The sequence below is a fragment of the Amycolatopsis sp. NPDC033938 genome (genome assembly GCF_055575975.1).
The window spans coordinates 24,726-43,549 of the sequence record NZ_JBVIRO010000020.1; the positions used below are offsets into that span (position 1 = coordinate 24,726).

The following is an 18,824-nucleotide window of genomic DNA, read 5'->3' on the forward strand; positions in this document are numbered from 1 at the left end:
TCTGTCGGGGTCTGCGGTGCCCGAAGGATACTGGTGGCCCGCGCAAGGTAGCCTCGCCGGGGTGAGTGCGAATTCGCTCCTCCCGGCCCTGTCCGTGGTGATCCCGGTCTACAACGAGCAGAACTGGATCGACCGCAGTGTGGGCGCGCTGATCGCGTCGGCACAGGCGGCGAACTGGCCGGTCGAGGTGGTCGTGGTCGACGACGGCAGCACCGACGGCACCGGCGACAAGCTCGCCAAGCTGCAGGAACTGTACGGCATCACGGTCCTCACCCAGCCGAACAGCGGCCGGTTCGAGGCACGCCGGGCGGGGATCGCGAAGGCGTCCGGACAGCAGATCCTGCTGCTCGACAGCCGCGTGATCGTGGACCCGGGCTCACTCACCTTCCTCCGCGACCAGCTCGTGGACCACCCGGAACGCACGGTGTGGAACGGTCACGTCAACGTCGCGTCCGAACACAATCCGTACGCGGGATTCATGGCGGGTCTGGTCAAGATCCCGTGGCGCCGTTATTGCGCGAACCCGCGGTTGATGTCCTTCGGTATCGAAGAGTTCGACGTCTTCCCGAAAGGCACCGGATTCTTTTCCGCGCCCAAGGACGTTCTCGAGGATTCGTCCAACGCGTTCGAGTCGCTCTTCGAAGACGTCCGTTTCGCGAGTGACGACACCGGTGTTCTGCGCTGGATCGCCGAACGGCACCGTATCTTCCTCGCCCCTGAGTTCTCCGCGACCTACCACGGCCGGGATTCGTTCAAGAAGTTCATCGGGCAGTCGTATTTCCGCGGCACCACGTTCGTCGATTCGTACCTGGCGTCGCCCGGCCCGGCTCGCAACGGCCTGTTCGCCGCGATGGCCGTCGGCGTGCTCGGACTCGGTGTCGCCGCGAAGCGCCCGAAGACCGCCGTCGCGCTGGCCGCCGCCGGGTCGACGGCCGCCGGGTTCGCGGTGACGAAGTTCGGCGCGACCAAGGCCGAGGCCAAGGCCGTCGCCCAGCTCGCGCCGGTGTTCGCCGCCGGTTTCGGCGCCGGAGCGCTCCGCGGCCTCTTCATGGCACTGCGGGCCAAGCTGCGTCGATGAGCAACGCGGTGAGTAGTGAAGAACTGGCCAAGGACACCGGGAAGTCCGCCGGCCGCATCGGCGTCTACCTGCTGATCGCCATCGCACTCGGCTACGTCCTCACCGTGGTCTGGGGCCGCACGTTGTCGAAGGCCGACAACGCCGTCCTGCTCTCCTTCTGGGGCATGTTGATGGGACTGGGCGCCGCCCTCTCCCCCCTGGAGCAGGAAATCTCCCGCCAGTCCGCGCACGCCGCGCTCGAGGGCCGCAAGGCCGGGCGCCCGGCGGTGGTCGCGTTCGTCACCAGCGCGATCGCCGTGACGGTCGTCGGACTGGTCACGTTGCTCCCGCCGATCACCGTCAAGGTCTACGGCGGCCAGTTCGCGCTCGCGGTGATCGTGCTGGCCGGCGGCCTTTCGTTCGCCTTCCAGTTCGCCGCGCGCGGCCTGCTCATCGGCCAGAACCACGTCCGGTCCTACTCCTGGCTGATCCTCGTCGAGGCGGCCGTGCGGATCCTCGTGGTCGCCGCGCTGGTGGTCGCCGGGCTCACCCAGCTGTACTGGTTCGCCATCGCCGCCGCGACCGGCTCGTTCGCCTGGCTGCTCTTCGCCCGCGGCGCCGCCAAGCTGGTCGACCCGAAGCTGGACGCCGACGAGCCCGCGAAACCGATCGTCACGAACATGCTGATGCTCCTCGCGGGCGCAGGGCTCACCGCGAGCGTCATCACCGGCTACCCGGCACTGGTCAGCCTGCTCGCGCCCGGTGGCGACAAGGACAAGCTCGGCGTGCTCTTCCTCGCCCTGTTCGTGGCCAGGACGCCGTTGACGCTGATGGCGCCGGTCCAGGCGCTCGCGGTCCCGACCGTGGTGCGGCTGTCCAGCACCGAAGAGGGCAAGCACCGGCTGCGCAGGCTGCTCGCGCTCGGCTCGGCGGGTGCGCTGGCGCTCGCGGCCCTCGGCGCGCTGATCGGCTACCTGCTCGGCCCGTGGGTGGTCCGCCTGGTCTACGGCGCCAAGAACGACCCCGAGGCCTGGTGGATGGCCGGGCTGGTCTGGTCGTCGGTGCTGCTGGCCGCGATGCAGCTGCTCGCCGCCGTACTGGTCGCGCAGGCCAAGGCCACGAAGGTGCTGATCACCTGGGCCGCCGTCGTCGTCGCGACCGCGCTGGTCCTGCTGTTCTTCCCCGGCGGCACCGTCGTGCGCGCCGTCGTCGGTCTCGCCGCGGGACCGACGGTCGGTCTGCTGGTCGTGATGGCGTTCGTGGTGCGGGGCACGCCGGAGACGGGCAACGCACGGCCGTCCGAAACGTCTCGATAGTGTGGCCGCGCCATCACGCGCCGCGAAACGCGATGGCGTTCTCACGCCGAAATAGGGTTGGACAGCGAATTCGATGAACGTTCTTTTGGTGGTACTGGCGTTCTGGCTGCCGGGGCTCGTCTTCGGCGCCGCGATCAGGCTGCGCGGCTGGACCCTCGCCGCGGCGGCCCCGCTGCTGACCTTCGGCCTCGTCGCGATCGGCATCCCGATTCTCGGCGGACTCGGCATCCGCTGGTCGATGCTCAACGTCGGACTGTGGGTGCTGGCGCTGTCCGTCGTCGGCTTCGCGCTGTCGTTCCTCGTGCTCCGGTTCACCGCGAAGCGGCACCCCGACTGGGCTGAAGACGATGAGACGCCGAAGCGCTCTTTGCGTGACCACCTGCTCATCGGCGCGGGCGTCGTGGTCGGTCTCGGTGTCGGTGCGGTGACTTTCCTGCGCGGCTCGCATTCACTGGAGAACGTCCAACAGGACTGGGACGCCCCCTTCCACGGCAACCTGGTGCGCTGGATCGCCGAGCACGGCGACGCGCGGCCGTCGACGGTCGGCACCATCGCGAACCTGCCGAACCAGACCGACTACTTCTATCCGGACACCTACCACGCGCTGCTCGCCCTGGTCTTCGGCAAGGGCGGCCTGACGATGATGCCGACATTGAATCTGGCAGCGCTCATGGTCGTGCTGACCATCCCGCTCGGTGTCGCCGCGATGTGCCGCGCCTGGCGGATGCCGGTGCTCGGGATCGCCGCCGCGGCGGCCGTGTCCACCTGGTTCACCGCGTTCCCGTACGACTCGCTGTGGCGCGGCCCGCTGTGGCCGTACGTCGCCGGTGTGGCCCTCGTCCCGGCCATGCTCGCGCTCGCCAACCTGCTGCTCAAACCGCGCGGGATCGCCGGGCCGGTCGCGATCGGTGTCGGCGTCGCCGGGCTGGCGGGTCTGCACACCAGCCTGATCTTCGTCATCATGGTCTACTTCCTGCTGATCCTGCTCGCGGTGCTGTTCCGCTTCGAGAAGATCGACTGGCGCCGCAGCGCGGCCTCCTTGGTGGCCACGATCGTGGCGGCGGTCGTGCTGGGCGTGCCGCAGGTCCTTCCGGCGCTCTACAACGCGGGAGGCGTGACCGGTGCGTCCTGGGCGTCGGAAGCCACCGTCTCCGGCGCGCTCGGGCAGACGCTCACCTTCTCCCCGATGGCGGCCTTCCCGCAGTGGTGGATCGGCGTCCCGGCGATCATCGGCGTGTTCTTCCTGGTCCGGCACCGGCGGATGCTCTGGATGGTCGGGGCGTACGTCGTGCTCGGTGGCCTGTTCGCCGCGACGATCTCGCTGGAGACCCCGCTCATCCACACGCTGACCGGCGTGTTCTACAACGACCACTGGCGGATCGGCGCGCTCGTGCCGCTGGCGGGCGCGGTCGCGTTCGGCGAGTTCGTGCACACCGCGTCGGGCAAGTTCGCCGGGAAACTCGGTGAGCGCAAGCCCGGCCTGAACCCGTTCACCACGGCGGTCGCCGGCGCGGTGCTGATCGGGCTCGTGGTCATGGCGCTGAGCAAGGGCGGCTACATCGGCCGCAACTCCTCGACGCTCGCGACGAAGTACACCGACGGTCCCGCGGTCAGCAAGGCCGAGGAGGCGGCCTACAACTGGCTCGCCCAGCACGTCGTACCCGGGGAACGGGTCATGAACGACCGGGCCGACGGCTCGGTGTGGATGTACGCCCTTTCGGGGGTTCAGCCCGTCGAGTGGACCAACTACGGCGCCGAGTTCACCACCAAGCCGGGCTGGCTCAGCGTGTTCCTGAACGACATCAACCGGGAGCCCCGCGTCCGCCAGGCGCTTGACGAGCTCAAAGTGCGCTACGTGATCGTCGGCAAGGGCAAGGTGGCGCCGGCGTCGAAGCCGGCGGTGGGGCTCCAGCGCCTCGACATCACTCCGGGTTTCAAGCGCGTCTTCCACAACTCCGACGCGTCGATCTACGAAATCGAAGGTCAGCAAGGTGTGGTCGCCGCGGGCGCCAGCACCGGGTCCGACACCGCTCACGGCCAGTAAGAAGATAGAGTGATCCAGTGTCCAGTACGTCCGTGACCACTCGTCGCGTACTCATCGTGATGCCTGCCCTGAACGAGCAGGCCAGCGTCGGCGCGGTCATTTCCCAGGTCAAGCAGTCCTTGCCGGGCATGGACGTGCTGGTGGTCGATGACGGTTCCTCCGACGACACCGCCAAGCTCGCCCGTGCCGCGGGCGCGGAGGTGGCCCGCCTGTCGGTCAACCTCGGCGTCGGTGGCGCCATGCGCACCGGCTTCCGGTACGCGGCCGCCCGTGGCTACGACGTCGTCGTCCAGGTGGACGCGGACGGCCAGCACGACCCGGAAGAGGTCGGCGCCCTGCTCGACGCGCTCGACGACGCCGACATCGCGATCGGCTCGCGTTTCGCGGGCAAGGGCTCGTACAAGGCGAGCGGCCCGCGGAAATACGCGATGGTCGTGCTCTCGCTCGTTTTCTCCCGGCTCGGGAAGACCAAGCTCACCGACGTGACCTCCGGGTTCAAGGCGATGGGTCCGCGCGCGATCAAACTGTTCGCCGCGTACTACCCGGCCGAATACCTCGGCGACACGGTCGAGTCGCTGGTGATGGCGATCCGGGCCGAACTGAAGATCAAGGAAATCCCGGTGATCATGCGCGAACGGGCGGCCGGAACGCCGAGCCATTCGCCGGTGAAATCGGCCGTCTACCTCGGTCGCGCCGGACTTGCCCTGCTGCTGGCGCTGGTGCGCCGCCGCCCCGCCGTCGACTCGTCGGATTCGGCGTAAAAGGAGCTGATCATGGCTGGCTGGCGCATTCTCAGCATTGTCGTCGCCTGTCTCGTGCTGTTCGTCGTCCTCGAGATGATGCGGCGGCGGAAACTGCGTGAGAAGTACGCGGGTGTGTGGCTCGTCCTCGCCATCGGTGTGGTGGTCCTCGCCCTCGTTCCGCAGGCCGCCGACTTCTTGGCTCGCGTAACCGGCGTCCAGACGCCGTCGAACTTCGTATTCCTGTTGGCAGGCGTGGTTCTGGCGCTGGTCGCGTTGCATCTGTCCACCGAGGTCGGGCATCTCGAAGAAGAGGTCCGGACCTCTGTCGAGGAGATCGCGCTGCTCCGCTGCGAACTCGCCGACGCTCAGCGCGAACTGGAAGAACGCGTCGCCGCGCTGGAAGCCAGGACGGCCACGCCCGACAACGTCAAAGGGCTCCCGGAAGTGAGTCCCGCACGCGCACGCTGATCGACGCCGTTCTCGCGGCTCCGCCGAGGCTGGGCGCCGTCCGGGTACTCGCCATCGACGGGCCTTCCGGCTCCGGGAAGTCCACGCTGGCAGGGAAGATCGTCGCGGAGCTCGCCGGTCGGGGGATCCGGACCGCGTTGGTCAGCACCGACGAATTCGCCACCTGGGAAGAACCCGTTTCGTGGTGGTCACGGCTGGAAACCGGAGTCCTGGAGCCGCTGCGCGCGGGCAAACCGGGCGGGTACCGGCGGGTGGACTGGACCAGTGGAGTCCCCCAGCCGGGTGAAGAAGTCGAGATCGAGGTCCCCGAGGTCCTGGTGCTGGAGGGTGTTTCCAGTGGCAGGGCAAGGATCCGGCCGTCGTTGTCCCTGCTGGTCTGGCTGGACGGCGGTACCGAGACCGAACGCCTGGACCGCGGTGTCGGCCGCGACGGCCCGGAATCCCGGGAACCTCTGCGCCGCTGGCAGCTGTTCGAACGGGGCTGGTTCGCCGTGGACGGGACCAGGGCGGCGGCCACCACTGTCGTGAGTGGTAATGACGGTCAGAGCGAAGTACATGATGGCCCCCTTCCTTGCGCCTAGCGCAAGGAAGGGGGCCATCATGTACTGGGGAAGATGTGAAGGTCGAGTTTCCTCGGCTGAGCCGAGGGAAGGGGGCCTTCACGCGCAGCCGCTGCGGCTGGTGACGGCCGTCCGCGACGGGTGAGGGGAACTTCGAGGGACTCTGAGTCCCTCAAGGAGTCCTTCACGGCCCGGCCACAACCGGGGGCTCGCCCGCCGTAGGTAGCTAAAGAGGGTTCGCCGGAACCGCCATTACCACTCACGAGACACGACGACTACCGGCCCTCTACCACCCGCCGATGTCCTGTTTTGTCAGTGACCCAAAGAGCGTAGTGGTGGACACCCATTTGTGTTAGTGACCCGGCACTCTGCGCGTTAGTGATCGAGAATTGATTACGCTCCGTCTGGAATTGCGGACACTTTGCGGTCGTATTGGCCTTCGCGTAGCGCGATCGTAACCTCACGTGCTTAAGTGCGGGCCGAGTTCCCGCTAGTGTCGGCGAGCACACCGATCGTCCGCGGAGTTCGAGTTTCCGACCGACCGGACGGTGACTAAAACACCGAAATTCTCCTCAAGGGGTGCCAGATGCAGCAACTGCGGGCGACCAGAGCGCGCCGTGTGGCCCTGATCGGGCTTGCCGGCGCACTCGCGGTCTCCATTTCCGCTTGTGCCGAGTCGAAGCGTGAAGAGGGCGCAGGAGGTGGCTCGGGAGGCACCATGGTCTTCGGCGCCGCCGGTAACCCGAAGACCTTCGACCCGCTGTTCAACGACGACGGTGAGACCTTCCGCATCATCCGCCAGATGTTCGACACCCTGATCATGAACAAGCCGGGGACCGCGGACCTCGAGCCCGGCCTGGCGGAGAAGTGGGAAGGCAGCAACGAAGGCAAGACGTGGACCTTCACCCTGAAGAAGGGCGTCAAGTTCCACGACGGCACCCCGTTCAACGCCGAAGCGGTCTGCTTCAACTTCAACCGCATGTTCAACATGAAGGGCGCCGCCGCCCAGAGCCAGATGATCTACTACGGCGACGTCTTCGAAGGCTTCGCCAAGAACGAGGGTGACGCCTCCGGCGCCCCGGTGTTCAAGGACTGCCAGGCCAAGGACGAGTCGACCGCCGTCCTGAACCTGAACAAGGCCAAGGGCGCCTTCCCGGCGGCCTTCACGCTGCCGTCGTTCTCGATCCAGAGCCCGGACGCGCTGAAGAAGTACAACGCGGACCAGGTCACCCAGAGCGGTGACTCGTTCTCCTACCCCGAGTACGCGCTGAAGCACCCGACCGGCACCGGCCCGTTCAAGTTCGAGAGCTGGGACCAGGCCAAGGGTGAGATCACGCTCTCCAAGGCCACCGACGCGCCGACCCAGACGGCCAAGCTCGACAAGCTGGTCTTCAAGGTCATCCCGGACGAGAACGCCCGCAAGCAGGCGCTCAAGGCAGGCGACATCCAGGGCTACGACTACCCGTCGCCCGCGGACTACGGCCTGCTGCGCAACGACGGCGAGCAGGTGCTCATCCGCCCGTCGTTCAACATCCTGTACCTGGGCATCAACCAGAAGAACAACCCGAAGCTGAAGGACCTCAAGGTCCGCCAGGCGCTGGCCTACGGCCTCAACCGTGAGCAGTTCGTGAAGTCGAAGCTCCCCGAGGGTGCCGAGACCGCGACCCAGTTCGTGCCGAAGGCGATCGACGGCTACAACGAGAACGTCACCAAGTACGACTACAACCTCCAGAAGGCGAAGGACCTCCTGAAGGAGGCCGGCGCCGAGGGCATGACGCTGAAGTTCTACTACCCGACCGAGGTCACCCGGCCGTACATGCCGAACCCGGCCGACATCTTCACGTCGCTGTCCGAGGACATGAAGGCCATGGGCATCAAGGTCGAGCCGATCGCCAAGCCGTGGAACGGTGGTTACAAGGACGACGTCCAGAAGGCGGGCAAGCAGGACGTGCACCTGCTCGGCTGGACCGGTGACTACAACGACGCCGGTAACTTCGTCGGCACCTTCTTCGGCCGCGAGAAGCCGGAGTTCGGCTTCAACAACGCGGAGCTGTTCTCGGCCATCTCGGCCGCGGACGCCGCGCCCGCCGGTGAGCAGCACACCAAGGCGTACCAGGAAGTGAACAAGCAGATCATGGAGTACCTGCCCGCCATCCCGATCTCCTACGGCCCCCCGGCGATCGTCGTGGGCCCGAAGGTGAAGGGTCTGGTGGCCAGCCCGCTGACCGACGAGCGTTTCTACACCGTCACGGTCAACTGATCCTCCACCACTAGCGGCTCAGGGGGTGGGTGCTACCGCGCCCACCCCCTGAAGCCCATTCCCGGGCTGGCAACAAAGGAACGCACGTGCTCCGTTTTCTCGTGCGTCGGCTGCTACAAGCGATACCGACGCTCTTGATCCTGTCCATTTTGATCTTCGCCTGGCTCCGGTCCTTGCCCGGTGGCCCCGCCGGCGCCCTCCTGGGTGACAAGGCGACCCCGGAGAAGATCGCCGACCTGAACCGGATCCTCGGCCTCGACGATCCGATCTTCGTCCAGTACTTCAAATTCCTCGGCCGGGCGGTCACCGGCGACTTCGGCAACTCGCTGGTCTCCGCCCAGCCGGTCATGTCGGAGATCGGGAACTTCCTTCCCGCCACCATCGAACTCGGCTTCTTCGCGATGCTGATCGCGGTCGGTCTCGGTATCCCGTTCGGCTATCTGGCCGCCCGGTTCCGCGGCGGGGCCGTCGACAACGTCATCATCGTGCTCTCGCTGGTCGGCGTCGCCGTGCCGGTGTTCTTCCTCGGTTACATGATGCAGGACGTGCTGGCCGCCCCGCTGGGACTTCCGTCGCAGGGCCGTCAGATGGCCGGTCTCGACGCCACCAGCGTCACCGGCTTCGCGATCTTCGACGGCATCATCACCCAGGAATGGGACGCCGCCTGGGACGCGGTCACGCACCTGGTCCTCCCGGCGTTCGCGCTCGCCACCATCCCGCTCGCGGTGATCGTCCGGATCACCCGCGCGTCGGTGCTGGACGTGCTGAACGAGGACTTCATCCGTACGGCCAACTCGAAGGGCCTGACCCAGCCGGTCGTCCGGCGCCGTCACGTGCTCCGCAACGGCCTGCTGCCGGTGGTCACCACCATCGGCCTGCAGACCGGCGCGCTGCTCGGTGGCGCCGTGCTGACCGAGCGGGTGTTCAACTTCCGCGGCCTCGGCTTCCTGCTCGCCGAAGGCATCGAACGGCGTGACTACCCGCGGCTGCAGGCGCTGCTGCTGTTCGGGGCGCTGGTCTACGTGCTGGTGAACATGCTGGTCGACGTCTCGTACGGGCTCATCGACCCGAGGGTGCGTGTCCGATGAACACACTGCTGAACAAGAAGAAGGAGCCGATCGACAAGCTCGCCGCGTCGTCGGCGAAGGGGCACAGCCTCGGTGGCGAGGCGCTCCGCCGGATGCTGCGCAGCCCGGTCGCGATCACCGGTGCGGTGATCACCGGGCTGTTCCTGCTGGTGGCGATCTTGGCGCCGCTGCTGGCGCCGAAGGACCCCTACGAGCGGTACCTGCAGAGCCAGGTCATCCTCGGTCAGGGCATCATCCCCGGCGCGCAGCCCGGTTTCCCGCTCGGTGTCGACGACTTCGGCCGCGACTACCTCTCGCGGTTGCTCGTCGGCGCGCAGAACACCCTGCTGGTCGGTGTGCTCGCCACGATCATCGGGGTCGTGGTCGGCATGATCATCGGCGGGCTCGCCGGTGCCTTCGGCGGCTGGGTCGACACGGTGCTGATGCGCCTGGTCGACGTCATGCTGTCGGTGCCGTCGCTGCTGCTGGCGATCTCGGTCGCCGCGCTGTTCCAGAAGCCGAGCCAGTGGACGGTGATCGTCGCGGTGTCGATGGTCGGCGTGCCGATCTTCGCGCGGCTGTTGCGCGGTTCGATGCTGGCGCAGCGGAACAGCGACCACGTGCTCGCGGCGACGTCGCTCGGCGTCAAACGCGGGGCGGTCGTGCTGCGGCACATGCTGCCGAACTCGCTCGGCCCGGTCATCGTGCAGGCCACGCTGACCCTGGCGACCGCGATCCTCGAAGCGGCCGCGCTGTCGTTCCTCGGTCTCGGTGACCCGGACCCGAACCGGGCGGAATGGGGCATCATGCTGAGCCGCAGTGCTCGGCAGTTCCTCGACATCCGCCCCGAGCTGGCGTACTACCCGGCCATCGCGATCATCATCGTCGCGCTCGGCTTCACGCTGCTCGGCGAGTCCTTGCGGGAAGCCCTCGATCCGAAGAACAGGCGGTGATCTTTCATGGCTCTCCTTGAAGTACGCGACCTCAAGGTCGTTTTCCAGCGGCGTGGTGAGAAGCCGTTCGCCGCGGTGGACGGGGTCAGTTTCGACGTCGAACCCGGGCAGACGGTCGGCCTCGTCGGTGAGTCCGGTTGCGGTAAATCCGTGACGTCACTGGCGATCATGCGGCTGCTCGCGAAACGCGGCAACCAGGTCAGCGGTTCGGTCTCGTTCGAAGGCACGGATCTGCTTCGCCTGTCGGACCGGGAAATGCGCGATCGCCGGGGTCGTGACCTCGGCATGGTGTTCCAGGACCCGCTGTCCTCGCTGAACCCGGTCATCCCGATCGGCCTGCAGATCACCGAGGTGCTGGAACGGCATCGCGGGATGTCGCGCAAGGCGGCGTCGGTGGAGGCGACGGAACTGCTGGACAAGGTCGGCATCCCCGACCCGTCGCGGCGGCTTTCCGAGTACCCGCACCAGCTTTCGGGCGGAATGCGGCAGCGCGCGCTCATCGCGATCGCGCTGGCGTGCCGTCCTCGGCTGCTCATCGCCGACGAGCCGACCACCGCGCTCGACGTGACGATCCAGGCGCAGATCCTCGCGCTGCTGCGGGAACTGGTGCAGGAGACCGGGACCGCGCTGATCATGATCACGCACGACCTCGGCGTCGTCGCCGGTCTGTGCGACGAGGTCAACGTGCTCTACGGCGGCAGGATCGTCGAGCGCGCCGAACGGCACGCGCTGTTCGCCGAGCCGCGGCATCCGTACACGCACGGCCTGCTCGCGTCGATCCCGCGGCTCGACGCGGGACGCGGCGAGAAACTGATCCCGATCAAGGGTTCCGTGTCCGACAACATCCCATGGGACAACGGGTGCGCCTTCGCGCCCCGCTGCCCGAACGCTCTCGGCGTGTGCCGGGAGGTTTCACCGCAGCTGACGCCCGATCGCGGCGGTCTGCTGCGCTGCCACAACCCGGTGGTCCCGGCCGTGGCCGCACGAGGAGGGGCCCGATGACGCACACGGTACCGCCGCAGGAAGTGCTGCTCGAGGTCAACGACCTCAAGGTGCACTTCCCGATCAAACGCGGCGTCGTGTTCGACCGGACGGTCGGGCACGTGTACGCCGTCGACGGTGTCGACCTGGCCATCCGCAAGGGCGAAACCTACGGTCTGGTCGGGGAATCCGGTTGTGGCAAGTCCACTTTGGGCAGGGCGATCCTCCGGCTGACCGAGCTGACGAACGGCAACGTCGTCTTCGACGGCACGGACGTCGCCGGGCTCAAGGGCGAGGATCTGCGCAAGGCGCGCCGCCGGATGCAGATGATCTTCCAGGACCCGATGTCCAGTTTGGACCCTCGGCAGTCGGTGGAATCCATTCTGCTGGAAGGGATGAAGGCGCACGGCCTCGACAAGGACAAGGAGGCGACGGCCAAGCGGCTGCGCGAACTCCTCGCCGCCGTCGGTCTTCCCGAGTCGGCGCTGCGGAAGTACCCGCACGAGTTCTCGGGTGGTCAGCGTCAGCGCATCGGCATCGCGCGGGCGCTCGCCGTCGAGCCGGACCTGATCGTCGCCGACGAACCGGTGTCCGCGCTGGACGTCTCGGTGCAGGCGCAGGTGGTCAACCTGCTGGAGGACCTGCAGGAGAAGCTCGGCCTGACCTATCTGGTGATCGCGCACGACCTCGCGGTGGTGCGGCACATCTCCGACCGTATCGGCGTGATGTACCTCGGCTCACTGGTCGAAGAGGCCGACGCCGACGCGCTGTACGAGAACCCGCTGCACCCGTACACGCGGGCGTTGCTCTCGGCGATCCCCGTGCCGGACCCGACGGTGGAGGACACCCGGGAGCAGATCCTGCTCGCCGGTGACCTGCCCTCGCCGGCGCGGCCGCCGTCCGGCTGCCGGTTCCACACGCGGTGCCCGTGGAAGCAGCAGAGCCTGTGCTCCACCGACCGCCCGCAGCTGCGGGAGATCGGCGCCGGGCACCGGGTGGCCTGCCACTACGCGGAGGACATCCGCGACGGGCGGATCAAACCGCACGAGGTCAAGGCGGAACTCGTCGAGGCCGGGGAGCTGAACCCCGACATCGGCGGCCTGCCGGACGTCGGCTCGGCGGCCGAGATCCTCTAGGTACCCCAAGCGCGTGAAGGCCCCCTTCCCTCGGCTGAGCCGAGGGAAGGGGGCCTTCACGCGCATTCGCAGCTCGGCACGGGCCGCCGCTTTCAGGCAGACTTCTGTTATGCGGGTCACAGTGCTGGGTGCGTCGGGGCGGACGGGGATTCACGTGGTCCGGCTTCTCCGGACGCGGGGACATCAGGTGCGGGCGGGGCTGCGGAGTCGTCGCCGCGCCGAGGAGGTCGCCGGGCTCGGCGCCGAAACCGTGGTCGCGGACGTCACCGCCGACGCGGACGACCTCGTCGAGGCGCTCGCCGGTTCCGAGGTCGTGCTCAGCGCGATCGGCGCGCCCGATCCGGATCAGGCGTCGGTGAACCTCGTCGACCGCGATGGCGTGATCACCGCGATCCGCGCCGCGGAGAAGGCGGGGGTCTCGCGGTTCGTGCAGCTTTCCGCGCAGTTCGCGGATTCGCCGGACCAGGGGGACAGGCTGGTGCGTTCGATCCTGATGGCGAAGCAGATCTCCGACAGCGTCCTCCGCCGCTCCAGCCTGAACTGGACGATCGTCCGGCCCGGCACACTCACCGACGATCCGCCCAGCGGGCACGTCAAGGTCGCCGGTCACCTCGAACCCGGTCGCGTCTCTCGCGCCGACGTCGCCGCCGTCATGGTCGCCACTCTCGAAGAACCGCTGACCGAGAACCAGGGTTTCGACGTCATCGGCGGCGAAATCCCGATCCCGTCGGCCCTGTCCTCGTTCAGCTGAGCGCTTTCTTCCGTTCCCGCGACGCGCGCAGATTCGCGACGTTCCCGCAGGTACGGACGTCGTGCCAGACGCCGCTGTTGTTGCGCGAGACGTCGTAGAAGGCCGAACGGCAGCCGTCGAGACGGCACAGTTTCAGGCGCGGCCAGATCCCGGACTGCTGCGCGAGCAACGTCTCCGTCCACAGCGCCGAAGTGAGCCATTGCTGCCCGGTGCCGGACGGGAACAGCCGGACGACGCCGTCCCGCAGGACCAGTTCCGCTTTGATCGGTTTCCCGGTGGCCGCGTCCTGTCCGTCCACGAGTGAAACGAACGACTCCCGCAGGTCGCGAAGCGCGCGAAGGTCGCCCGAGCCCAGCGTGATGTCGGGCACTTCGGCGTCGCGTGCCCGCGACCATTCCGTCAGCGCCTCGGCCGCCCAAGATCCTGCCAGGTCGGCATCGCTCAGCAGGTCAAGGCCGTAGGTCTGGATCGCCTTCGTGTTGAGGAAGTCCTGAACGAGCGCCAGTCCCGAGGGGGCGGCGCGCAACCGGTATCGGTCCGTCGCGGTCCATGACATAGGTCAAGCGTACTTGACTCTGTCGAACTCCGTCTCCATTCTGATGACAGAGGCAAAAGCCAAACACTTCTGTCAAGGGAGCACTGTCATGACCTCCATCGAAGGCGCCGTCGTCCTGGTCACCGGCGGGCAGCGCGGGCTCGGCAAGGCGTTCGTCGCCGAACTGCTCGACCGCGGCGCCGCCAAGGTCTACGCCACGGCCAGGACGCCGCGCGAGGAGAGCGATCCCCGGATCGTCCCGCTCCCGCTGGACGTCACCGACCCGGAGTCCGTCCGCGCGCTGGCCGAAAAGGCGAGCGACGCCACGATCGTCTTCAACAACGCCGGGATCCTCGGCCTCGGCTCGCTGCTCACCGGCGACGTCGACGCGCATCGGCCGGTCTTCGAGACCAACGTCTTCGGGGCGCTGCGCGTCGCGCAAGCGTTTGCGCCGCAGCTCAAGGACGGTGGCGCGCTGGTCAACGTCCACTCGGTCCTGTCGTGGGCGGCAGGCTCGGGTTCTTACGGCGCGTCGAAGGCGGCCTTCTGGTCGCTGACCAACTCGCTCCGCATCGAGTTCGCCGAGCAGGGCACCCAGGTCGTCGGCGTCCACCTCGGCTACACCGACACGGACATGACCCAGGGCCTCGACATCCCCAAGAACGACCCGCGCGACGTCGCCCGGCAGGTCGTCGACGGGCTGGAAAAGGGGGAGACCGAGGTACTCACCGACGACCTCACCCGCCAGGTCAAAGCCGCGCTGTCCGGTCCGGTCGAGCGGCTCGGCACGAGCCGGATCAGCGCGTAGAAAATCGTTGGCGGAAGGTCTTCGGGCCGAGGTAGTTTCGCCGCCATGTGTGCAGCCGCATTCACCAGGACCCGCCGCGCCTAGCGGCGGCTCCTACGTCCATCGCAAGGAACCGCTGCCCGAGCGAGTCGTCGCCGGGTCTGCTTCAGGCTGCCCGGCTCCCCTCGAAGCCGCGGAGATCCCTTGCGCACACAGCGTCCTGGCCGTCACGAACTCGGCCAGAACTTCCTCGTCGACCGAATGGTCATCGAAACCGTCGTGAAGCTCGTCGACGGCACCGGTGGGCCGATCGTGGAGATCGGCGCCGGTGACGGCGCGCTGACCCTTCCGTTGCAGCGGCTGGGCAGACGCCTGACAGCCATCGAGCTCGACGATCGCCGCGCCGCACGGCTGGCGCGCCGGGTCGAGCCGCCGACGGAGATCGTCACCGCCGACTTCCTGCGCCACCCTCTTCCAGCGACGCCGTACGTGCTGGTCGGAAATCTGCCGTTCCATCTGACCACCGCGATGCTGCGACGTGTCCTGCATGCTCCCGGCTGGACCGAAGCGGTGCTGCTCGTGCAATGGGAGGTGGCGCGCCGTCGGGCGGGCGTCGGCGGCGCGACCATGATGACCGCGCAGTGGTGGCCGTGGTTCGATTTCCGGCTGGTCAGCAGGGTTCCCGCGACGGCGTTCCGTCCGGCGCCCGGTGTGGACGGCGGCCTGCTGACCATGACCCGACGGCCGGCATCACTCGTCGCGGACGCGGACCGCGAGCGCTACCAGGATTTCGTGCGGCGGGTCTTCACCGGTCGCGGCCGTGGCATCGCCGAGATCCTCGCCACGGCCGGACTGCGGAATGCCGGCCGGTGGCTCCGGGCGGAGGGGATCGCGCCGGCCGCCTTGCCCAAGCACCTCACCGCACGCCAGTGGGCTGAGGCGTTTCGGCTTCGGCCAGGAACTCCGGTTCGCGCTTCCGGCGTTTCGTCGAACCGAACAGGACGCCGCCGATGACGACGGCCGCCGCGACGACTTCGAGTGGTGAAGGCCGCTCGTCGAGGACCAGGAACGCCATCGACAGCCCGACCACCGGCACCAGCAGGGAGAACGGCGCGACCACGCCCGCCGGATTGCGGCGCATCAGCGAGGTCCAGATCCCGGAGCCGACGATCGTGCCGAACAACACGACGTAGGCGAGGCCGCCGAGGCCGATCAGCCCGGTCGTGGTGCCGAGCGTGCTCAGCGAGTGGCCGATCTCCGCCGGTCCCTCCATGACCAGCGACAGCGCGAACATCGGCAGCGGCGGCACCACGGACATCCAGAGGACGAAGTTCAGCGGGTTGTCCGGCGCGGCCTGCCGGGTGCTCAGATTGCCGAACGCCCAGCTCAGCGCGCCGAGCAGGGTCAGGATCACCGGCAGCAGGGCGGCGTTCCCGGCCTGCTGCCAGGCGATCGTCGCCATCCCGGCGACGGCGAGCAGGATGCCGGCGAGCTGGCGCCCGGACACGCGTTCCCGCAGGAAGACGGCGCCGAGCAGGACGGTGAACGGCGCCGAAGCCTGCAGCACCAGCGACGCGAGACCGGTCGGCATACCGGTGTCCATCGCGATGAAGAGGAACGCGAACTGCCCGGTGCCGAACCCGAGCCCGTAGCCGAGCAGGTGACGGATCTTCACCTTCGGCCACGGCACGAACAGGATCGTCGGGATCGCGATGACGGCGAAGCGCAGCCCGCCCGCGAAGACGGGAGGGAACTGGCCGAGGGTGGCGTGGATGGCGAGGAAGTTGCAGCCCCAGAGGACGGCGACGAGCAGGGCGAGAAAACGGTCGCGGGCGGGCATGCCTTCACTCTTACGGGGGCATATCGTGAAGGACAAGCGATAATATTTTCAATGATCGTTCAGTTTGGCTTCACATAGGGTGGTGGCATGGACATCGGCCGGTTGCGGACCCTGCGGGAGTTCGCCGACCGCGGCAGCGTGACGGCGGCCGCGAAGGCGTTGCACTGCACCCCGTCCGCGGTTTCCCAGCAACTGCGCGCTTTGCAGAGCGACGTCGGGCTCGCGCTGACGGAACCGGCGGGCCGGGGGCTCCGGCTGACCGACGCGGGCCGCGCGCTGGTCGCCCGTGCCGACGACGTCCTCGCCGCACTCGATCGTGCCGAGTCCGAATTGGACACTTACCGCAGTGCCCCGCGCGGCCGGGTCCGGATGGCGATCTTCCAGTCCGCCGGGCTGATGCTGCTGCCCGGATTGCTGAGCCGCACGGCGGAATTCGAGGGCCTGGACGTCATCGTGCGCGACGTCGACATGACACCGCCGGAGGTGCCGGGCCTCGTCGCGGATTACGACATCGTGGTGGCGCACCGGGACGAGCACGCGCCGTCGCTCGGTTCGGAACGGCTGGAGACGCGCCATCTGCTGCGCGAACCACTCGACGTCGCGCTCCCCGCCGGTCACCGGCTCGCGAAAAGGCGGCGCATCGAACTGGCCGAACTGGCCGACGAACGCTGGATAAGTGTCAACGCCGGTTTCCCGGTCGACGACATCCTTCAGTCGCTGATCATCCGCACCGGCGTACGCCCGCAGGTGGTGCAGCGCATCAACGATTTCCGCATCACCGAACGGCTCGTCGCGGCCGGACACGGAATCGCGCTGCTTCCCCGGTACACAATGGACACTCGGCGGGGCAGTGGGCTGGTCTGCCGTCCGCTCGCCGGGATCAAGGCGGCGCGGCATGTCGAAGCGGTCTGCCGTCTCGGCGCGTCGTCGCGGCCCGCTGTCGCGAAGGTGCTCGACGCGCTCGCCGACGAGGTCGCCGCGCTCACGGGCGAGCGTGACTCTTCAGGTGGTCCAGCGCGATCTTGAGCGCGTCGGCGATCGGCGTGATGTCGTGCCTCAGGTGCGCCATCAGCAGGCCGCCTTGGATGCAGGTCATCGCGGCCTGCGCGAGCCGCGCCGGGTTGGCGTCTTCGGCCAGCTTTCCGTTTGCCTGCAGGGATTCCAGGCCGCGTTGGAGATGGGACTCCCATTCGCGGTAGGCGTTGTCGAGCAGTGGCGCGATCTTCGGGTCGTCGCCGAGTTCGCCGGTGAGATTGCCGAGCGGGCAGGCGATCGGGCCCTTCGGTGTGCTCTGGATGGCCAGGATCTCCCGCGTCCACTGCTCGAAGTCGGCCCATTCACGCAGTTCGAAGATGGTCGGCTGGTTGCCGAGGATCGCTTCGAGGTAGCGCTTGATCACCGCCTCGACCAGCTGCTCCTTGTTCTTGAAGTAGTGGTACATCTGCGATTTCCCGGCGCCGCTCGCCGCGAGCACTTTGTCGACGCTCGTCCCGGCGACGCCGTGGACGTACATCAGCTCCGCCGCCGCGTCGACGATCGCCTCCCGGGTCTGGCGTCCGCGCGGGGTTTTCGCCGGTTGACCATCCATGTACCGAATAGTACAGTCGGCCACACTGTACCGATCAGTACAATGCAAGGAGCTGACCATGGGGGATCTCGACACCGACCTCGCCGAGCTGCGGGCCAACGTCGCGAGCCACGTCCCGGCGGAGGTCGCCGAGCTGCTCAAGGCCGATCGTGAAGGGTTCGTCGGGGTGATCGCCGAGGCCGCCGCGAAGCCGGGGACGGCGATGCCGGACCTGACGCTGCCGGACGCGAACGGCGACCGGATCCGGGTCGCGGACGGGCCGGCCGTCGTGGTGTTCTACCGCGGGGCGTGGTGCCCGTACTGCAACCTGACGTTGCGCACGTATCAGCAGGAGGTCCTGCCGGAGCTGGAGAATTCGGGCGTGAAGCTGATCGCGGTCAGTCCTCAGCTCCCGGACGACTCACTGTCCACAAAGGATCTCGAATTCACCGTGCTGTCCGATGTCGGCAACGAACTCGGGCGCGCGCTCGGCATCACGTTCCGCCTCGACCCCGCGACGAAACCGGCGTTCGACACGCTCATCGGCGACGTCGGGAAGATCAACGGTGCGGAGGAATGGGAACTGCCGTATCCGACCGTCCTGGTGGTGGACGGCGAAGGCGTCATCCGCTTCATCGACGTCCATCCGGACTACACCACCCGCACCGACCCGGCCGACATCCTGGCCGCGGTGAAGGCCCTCTAATCGGCGCAAGTAGTCCTCTAGTGTCGCGTGATCCTGCGGCGATCACGTGTGAT

The 18,824-nt window shown here is 67.8% G+C and carries 19 protein-coding genes; 16 read left to right on the forward strand and 3 right to left on the reverse strand.

What is annotated here, in order from left to right; genetic code table 11:
• The first annotated feature begins 61 nt into the window (after positions 1-61).
• The 12 genes from ACZ5ZX_RS34395 (at position 62) to ACZ5ZX_RS34450 (ending at position 13,336) form a co-directional block, all read left to right on the forward strand.
• On the forward strand, positions 62-1,078 hold the full coding sequence (locus tag ACZ5ZX_RS34395; protein ID WP_465506161.1) for a glycosyltransferase family 2 protein: 1,017 nt from the start codon (positions 62-64) through the stop codon (positions 1,076-1,078).
• Positions 1,075-2,373 carry a polysaccharide biosynthesis protein gene (locus ACZ5ZX_RS34400; protein ID WP_465506162.1) on the forward strand — a complete coding sequence of 433 codons (1,299 nt, stop codon included), beginning with the start codon at positions 1,075-1,077 and terminating at the stop codon, positions 2,371-2,373. The genes ACZ5ZX_RS34395 and ACZ5ZX_RS34400 overlap by 4 nt, the downstream gene beginning before the upstream one ends.
• Positions 2,374-2,446: 73 nt before the next feature.
• On the forward strand, positions 2,447-4,417 hold the full coding sequence (locus tag ACZ5ZX_RS34405) for a DUF6541 family protein (protein ID WP_465506163.1): 1,971 nt from the start codon (positions 2,447-2,449) through the stop codon (positions 4,415-4,417).
• A gap of 59 nt (positions 4,418-4,476) precedes the next feature.
• Positions 4,477-5,178 (forward strand): glycosyltransferase family 2 protein, encoded by a 702-nt coding sequence (locus tag ACZ5ZX_RS34410; RefSeq protein ID WP_061985814.1) that lies wholly within the window; start codon positions 4,477-4,479, stop codon positions 5,176-5,178.
• A 12-nt stretch (positions 5,179-5,190) separates the two neighbouring features.
• On the forward strand, positions 5,191-5,628 hold the full coding sequence (locus tag ACZ5ZX_RS34415) for a DUF2304 domain-containing protein (protein ID WP_465460013.1): 438 nt from the start codon (positions 5,191-5,193) through the stop codon (positions 5,626-5,628).
• Positions 5,629-5,657: 29 nt separating this feature from the next.
• A complete protein-coding gene (locus tag ACZ5ZX_RS34420; protein WP_465506280.1) occupies positions 5,658-6,209 on the forward strand; it encodes a uridine kinase family protein in 552 nt (183 codons plus the stop codon).
• 565 nt (positions 6,210-6,774) lie between these two features.
• A complete protein-coding gene (locus ACZ5ZX_RS34425; protein ID WP_465506164.1) occupies positions 6,775-8,448 on the forward strand; it encodes an ABC transporter substrate-binding protein in 1,674 nt (557 codons plus the stop codon).
• Between the two features lie 86 nt (positions 8,449-8,534).
• The gene (locus ACZ5ZX_RS34430; RefSeq protein ID WP_465506165.1) at positions 8,535-9,536 is read left to right on the forward strand and encodes an ABC transporter permease; all 1,002 of its coding nucleotides are present in this window, start codon (positions 8,535-8,537) and stop codon (positions 9,534-9,536) included.
• Complete coding sequence (locus ACZ5ZX_RS34435) at positions 9,533-10,468, forward strand: ABC transporter permease (protein WP_465506166.1); 936 nt, start codon at positions 9,533-9,535, stop codon at positions 10,466-10,468. The genes ACZ5ZX_RS34430 and ACZ5ZX_RS34435 overlap by 4 nt, the downstream gene beginning before the upstream one ends.
• Positions 10,469-10,474: 6 nt before the next feature.
• Positions 10,475-11,470 carry an ABC transporter ATP-binding protein gene (locus ACZ5ZX_RS34440; protein ID WP_465506167.1) on the forward strand — a complete coding sequence of 332 codons (996 nt, stop codon included), beginning with the start codon at positions 10,475-10,477 and terminating at the stop codon, positions 11,468-11,470.
• Positions 11,467-12,585, forward strand: a complete 1,119-nt coding sequence (locus ACZ5ZX_RS34445; RefSeq protein WP_465506168.1) for an ABC transporter ATP-binding protein — start codon at positions 11,467-11,469, stop codon at positions 12,583-12,585. Before ACZ5ZX_RS34440 ends, ACZ5ZX_RS34445 begins: the two co-directional genes overlap by 4 nt.
• A gap of 109 nt (positions 12,586-12,694) precedes the next feature.
• Positions 12,695-13,336, forward strand: a complete 642-nt coding sequence (locus tag ACZ5ZX_RS34450) for an SDR family oxidoreductase (RefSeq protein WP_465506169.1) — start codon at positions 12,695-12,697, stop codon at positions 13,334-13,336.
• On the opposite strand, the gene ACZ5ZX_RS34455 is transcribed toward ACZ5ZX_RS34450, so the two are convergent.
• A complete protein-coding gene (locus ACZ5ZX_RS34455) occupies positions 13,329-13,892 on the reverse strand; it encodes a CGNR zinc finger domain-containing protein (RefSeq protein WP_465506170.1) in 564 nt (187 codons plus the stop codon). The genes ACZ5ZX_RS34450 and ACZ5ZX_RS34455 overlap by 8 nt on opposite strands.
• 88 nt (positions 13,893-13,980) lie before the next feature.
• Here ACZ5ZX_RS34455 and ACZ5ZX_RS34460 point away from each other — a divergent pair, with 88 nt between their 5' ends.
• Both ACZ5ZX_RS34460 and erm read left to right on the forward strand, forming a co-directional pair.
• Positions 13,981-14,679, forward strand: a complete 699-nt coding sequence (locus tag ACZ5ZX_RS34460; RefSeq protein WP_465506171.1) for an SDR family oxidoreductase — start codon at positions 13,981-13,983, stop codon at positions 14,677-14,679.
• 183 nt (positions 14,680-14,862) lie between these two features.
• Positions 14,863-15,672 (forward strand): 23S ribosomal RNA methyltransferase Erm, encoded by an 810-nt coding sequence (erm, locus tag ACZ5ZX_RS34465; RefSeq protein WP_465506172.1) that lies wholly within the window; start codon positions 14,863-14,865, stop codon positions 15,670-15,672.
• Here erm and ACZ5ZX_RS34470 read toward each other — a convergent pair.
• The gene (locus ACZ5ZX_RS34470; protein ID WP_465506173.1) at positions 15,575-16,498 is read right to left on the reverse strand and encodes an EamA family transporter; all 924 of its coding nucleotides are present in this window, start codon (positions 16,496-16,498) and stop codon (positions 15,575-15,577) included. The two genes, erm and ACZ5ZX_RS34470, sit on opposite strands and share 98 nt — an antisense overlap.
• Before the next feature lie 87 nt (positions 16,499-16,585).
• Here ACZ5ZX_RS34470 and ACZ5ZX_RS34475 point away from each other — a divergent pair, with 87 nt between their 5' ends.
• Positions 16,586-17,524: a LysR family transcriptional regulator gene (locus ACZ5ZX_RS34475; protein WP_465506174.1), complete on the forward strand. Its 939-nt coding sequence runs from the start codon at positions 16,586-16,588 to the stop codon at positions 17,522-17,524.
• Here ACZ5ZX_RS34475 and ACZ5ZX_RS34480 read toward each other — a convergent pair.
• Positions 17,481-18,086, reverse strand: coding sequence for a TetR/AcrR family transcriptional regulator (locus tag ACZ5ZX_RS34480; protein ID WP_465506175.1), 606 nt, complete (start codon positions 18,084-18,086; stop codon positions 17,481-17,483). The genes ACZ5ZX_RS34475 and ACZ5ZX_RS34480 overlap by 44 nt on opposite strands.
• A 58-nt stretch (positions 18,087-18,144) precedes the next feature.
• On the opposite strand from ACZ5ZX_RS34480, the gene ACZ5ZX_RS34485 reads away from it, so the two are divergent.
• Entirely contained in the window at positions 18,145-18,771 is a 627-nt protein-coding gene (locus ACZ5ZX_RS34485; protein WP_465506176.1) for a peroxiredoxin-like family protein, read from the forward strand.
• Positions 18,772-18,824 lie beyond the last annotated feature (53 nt).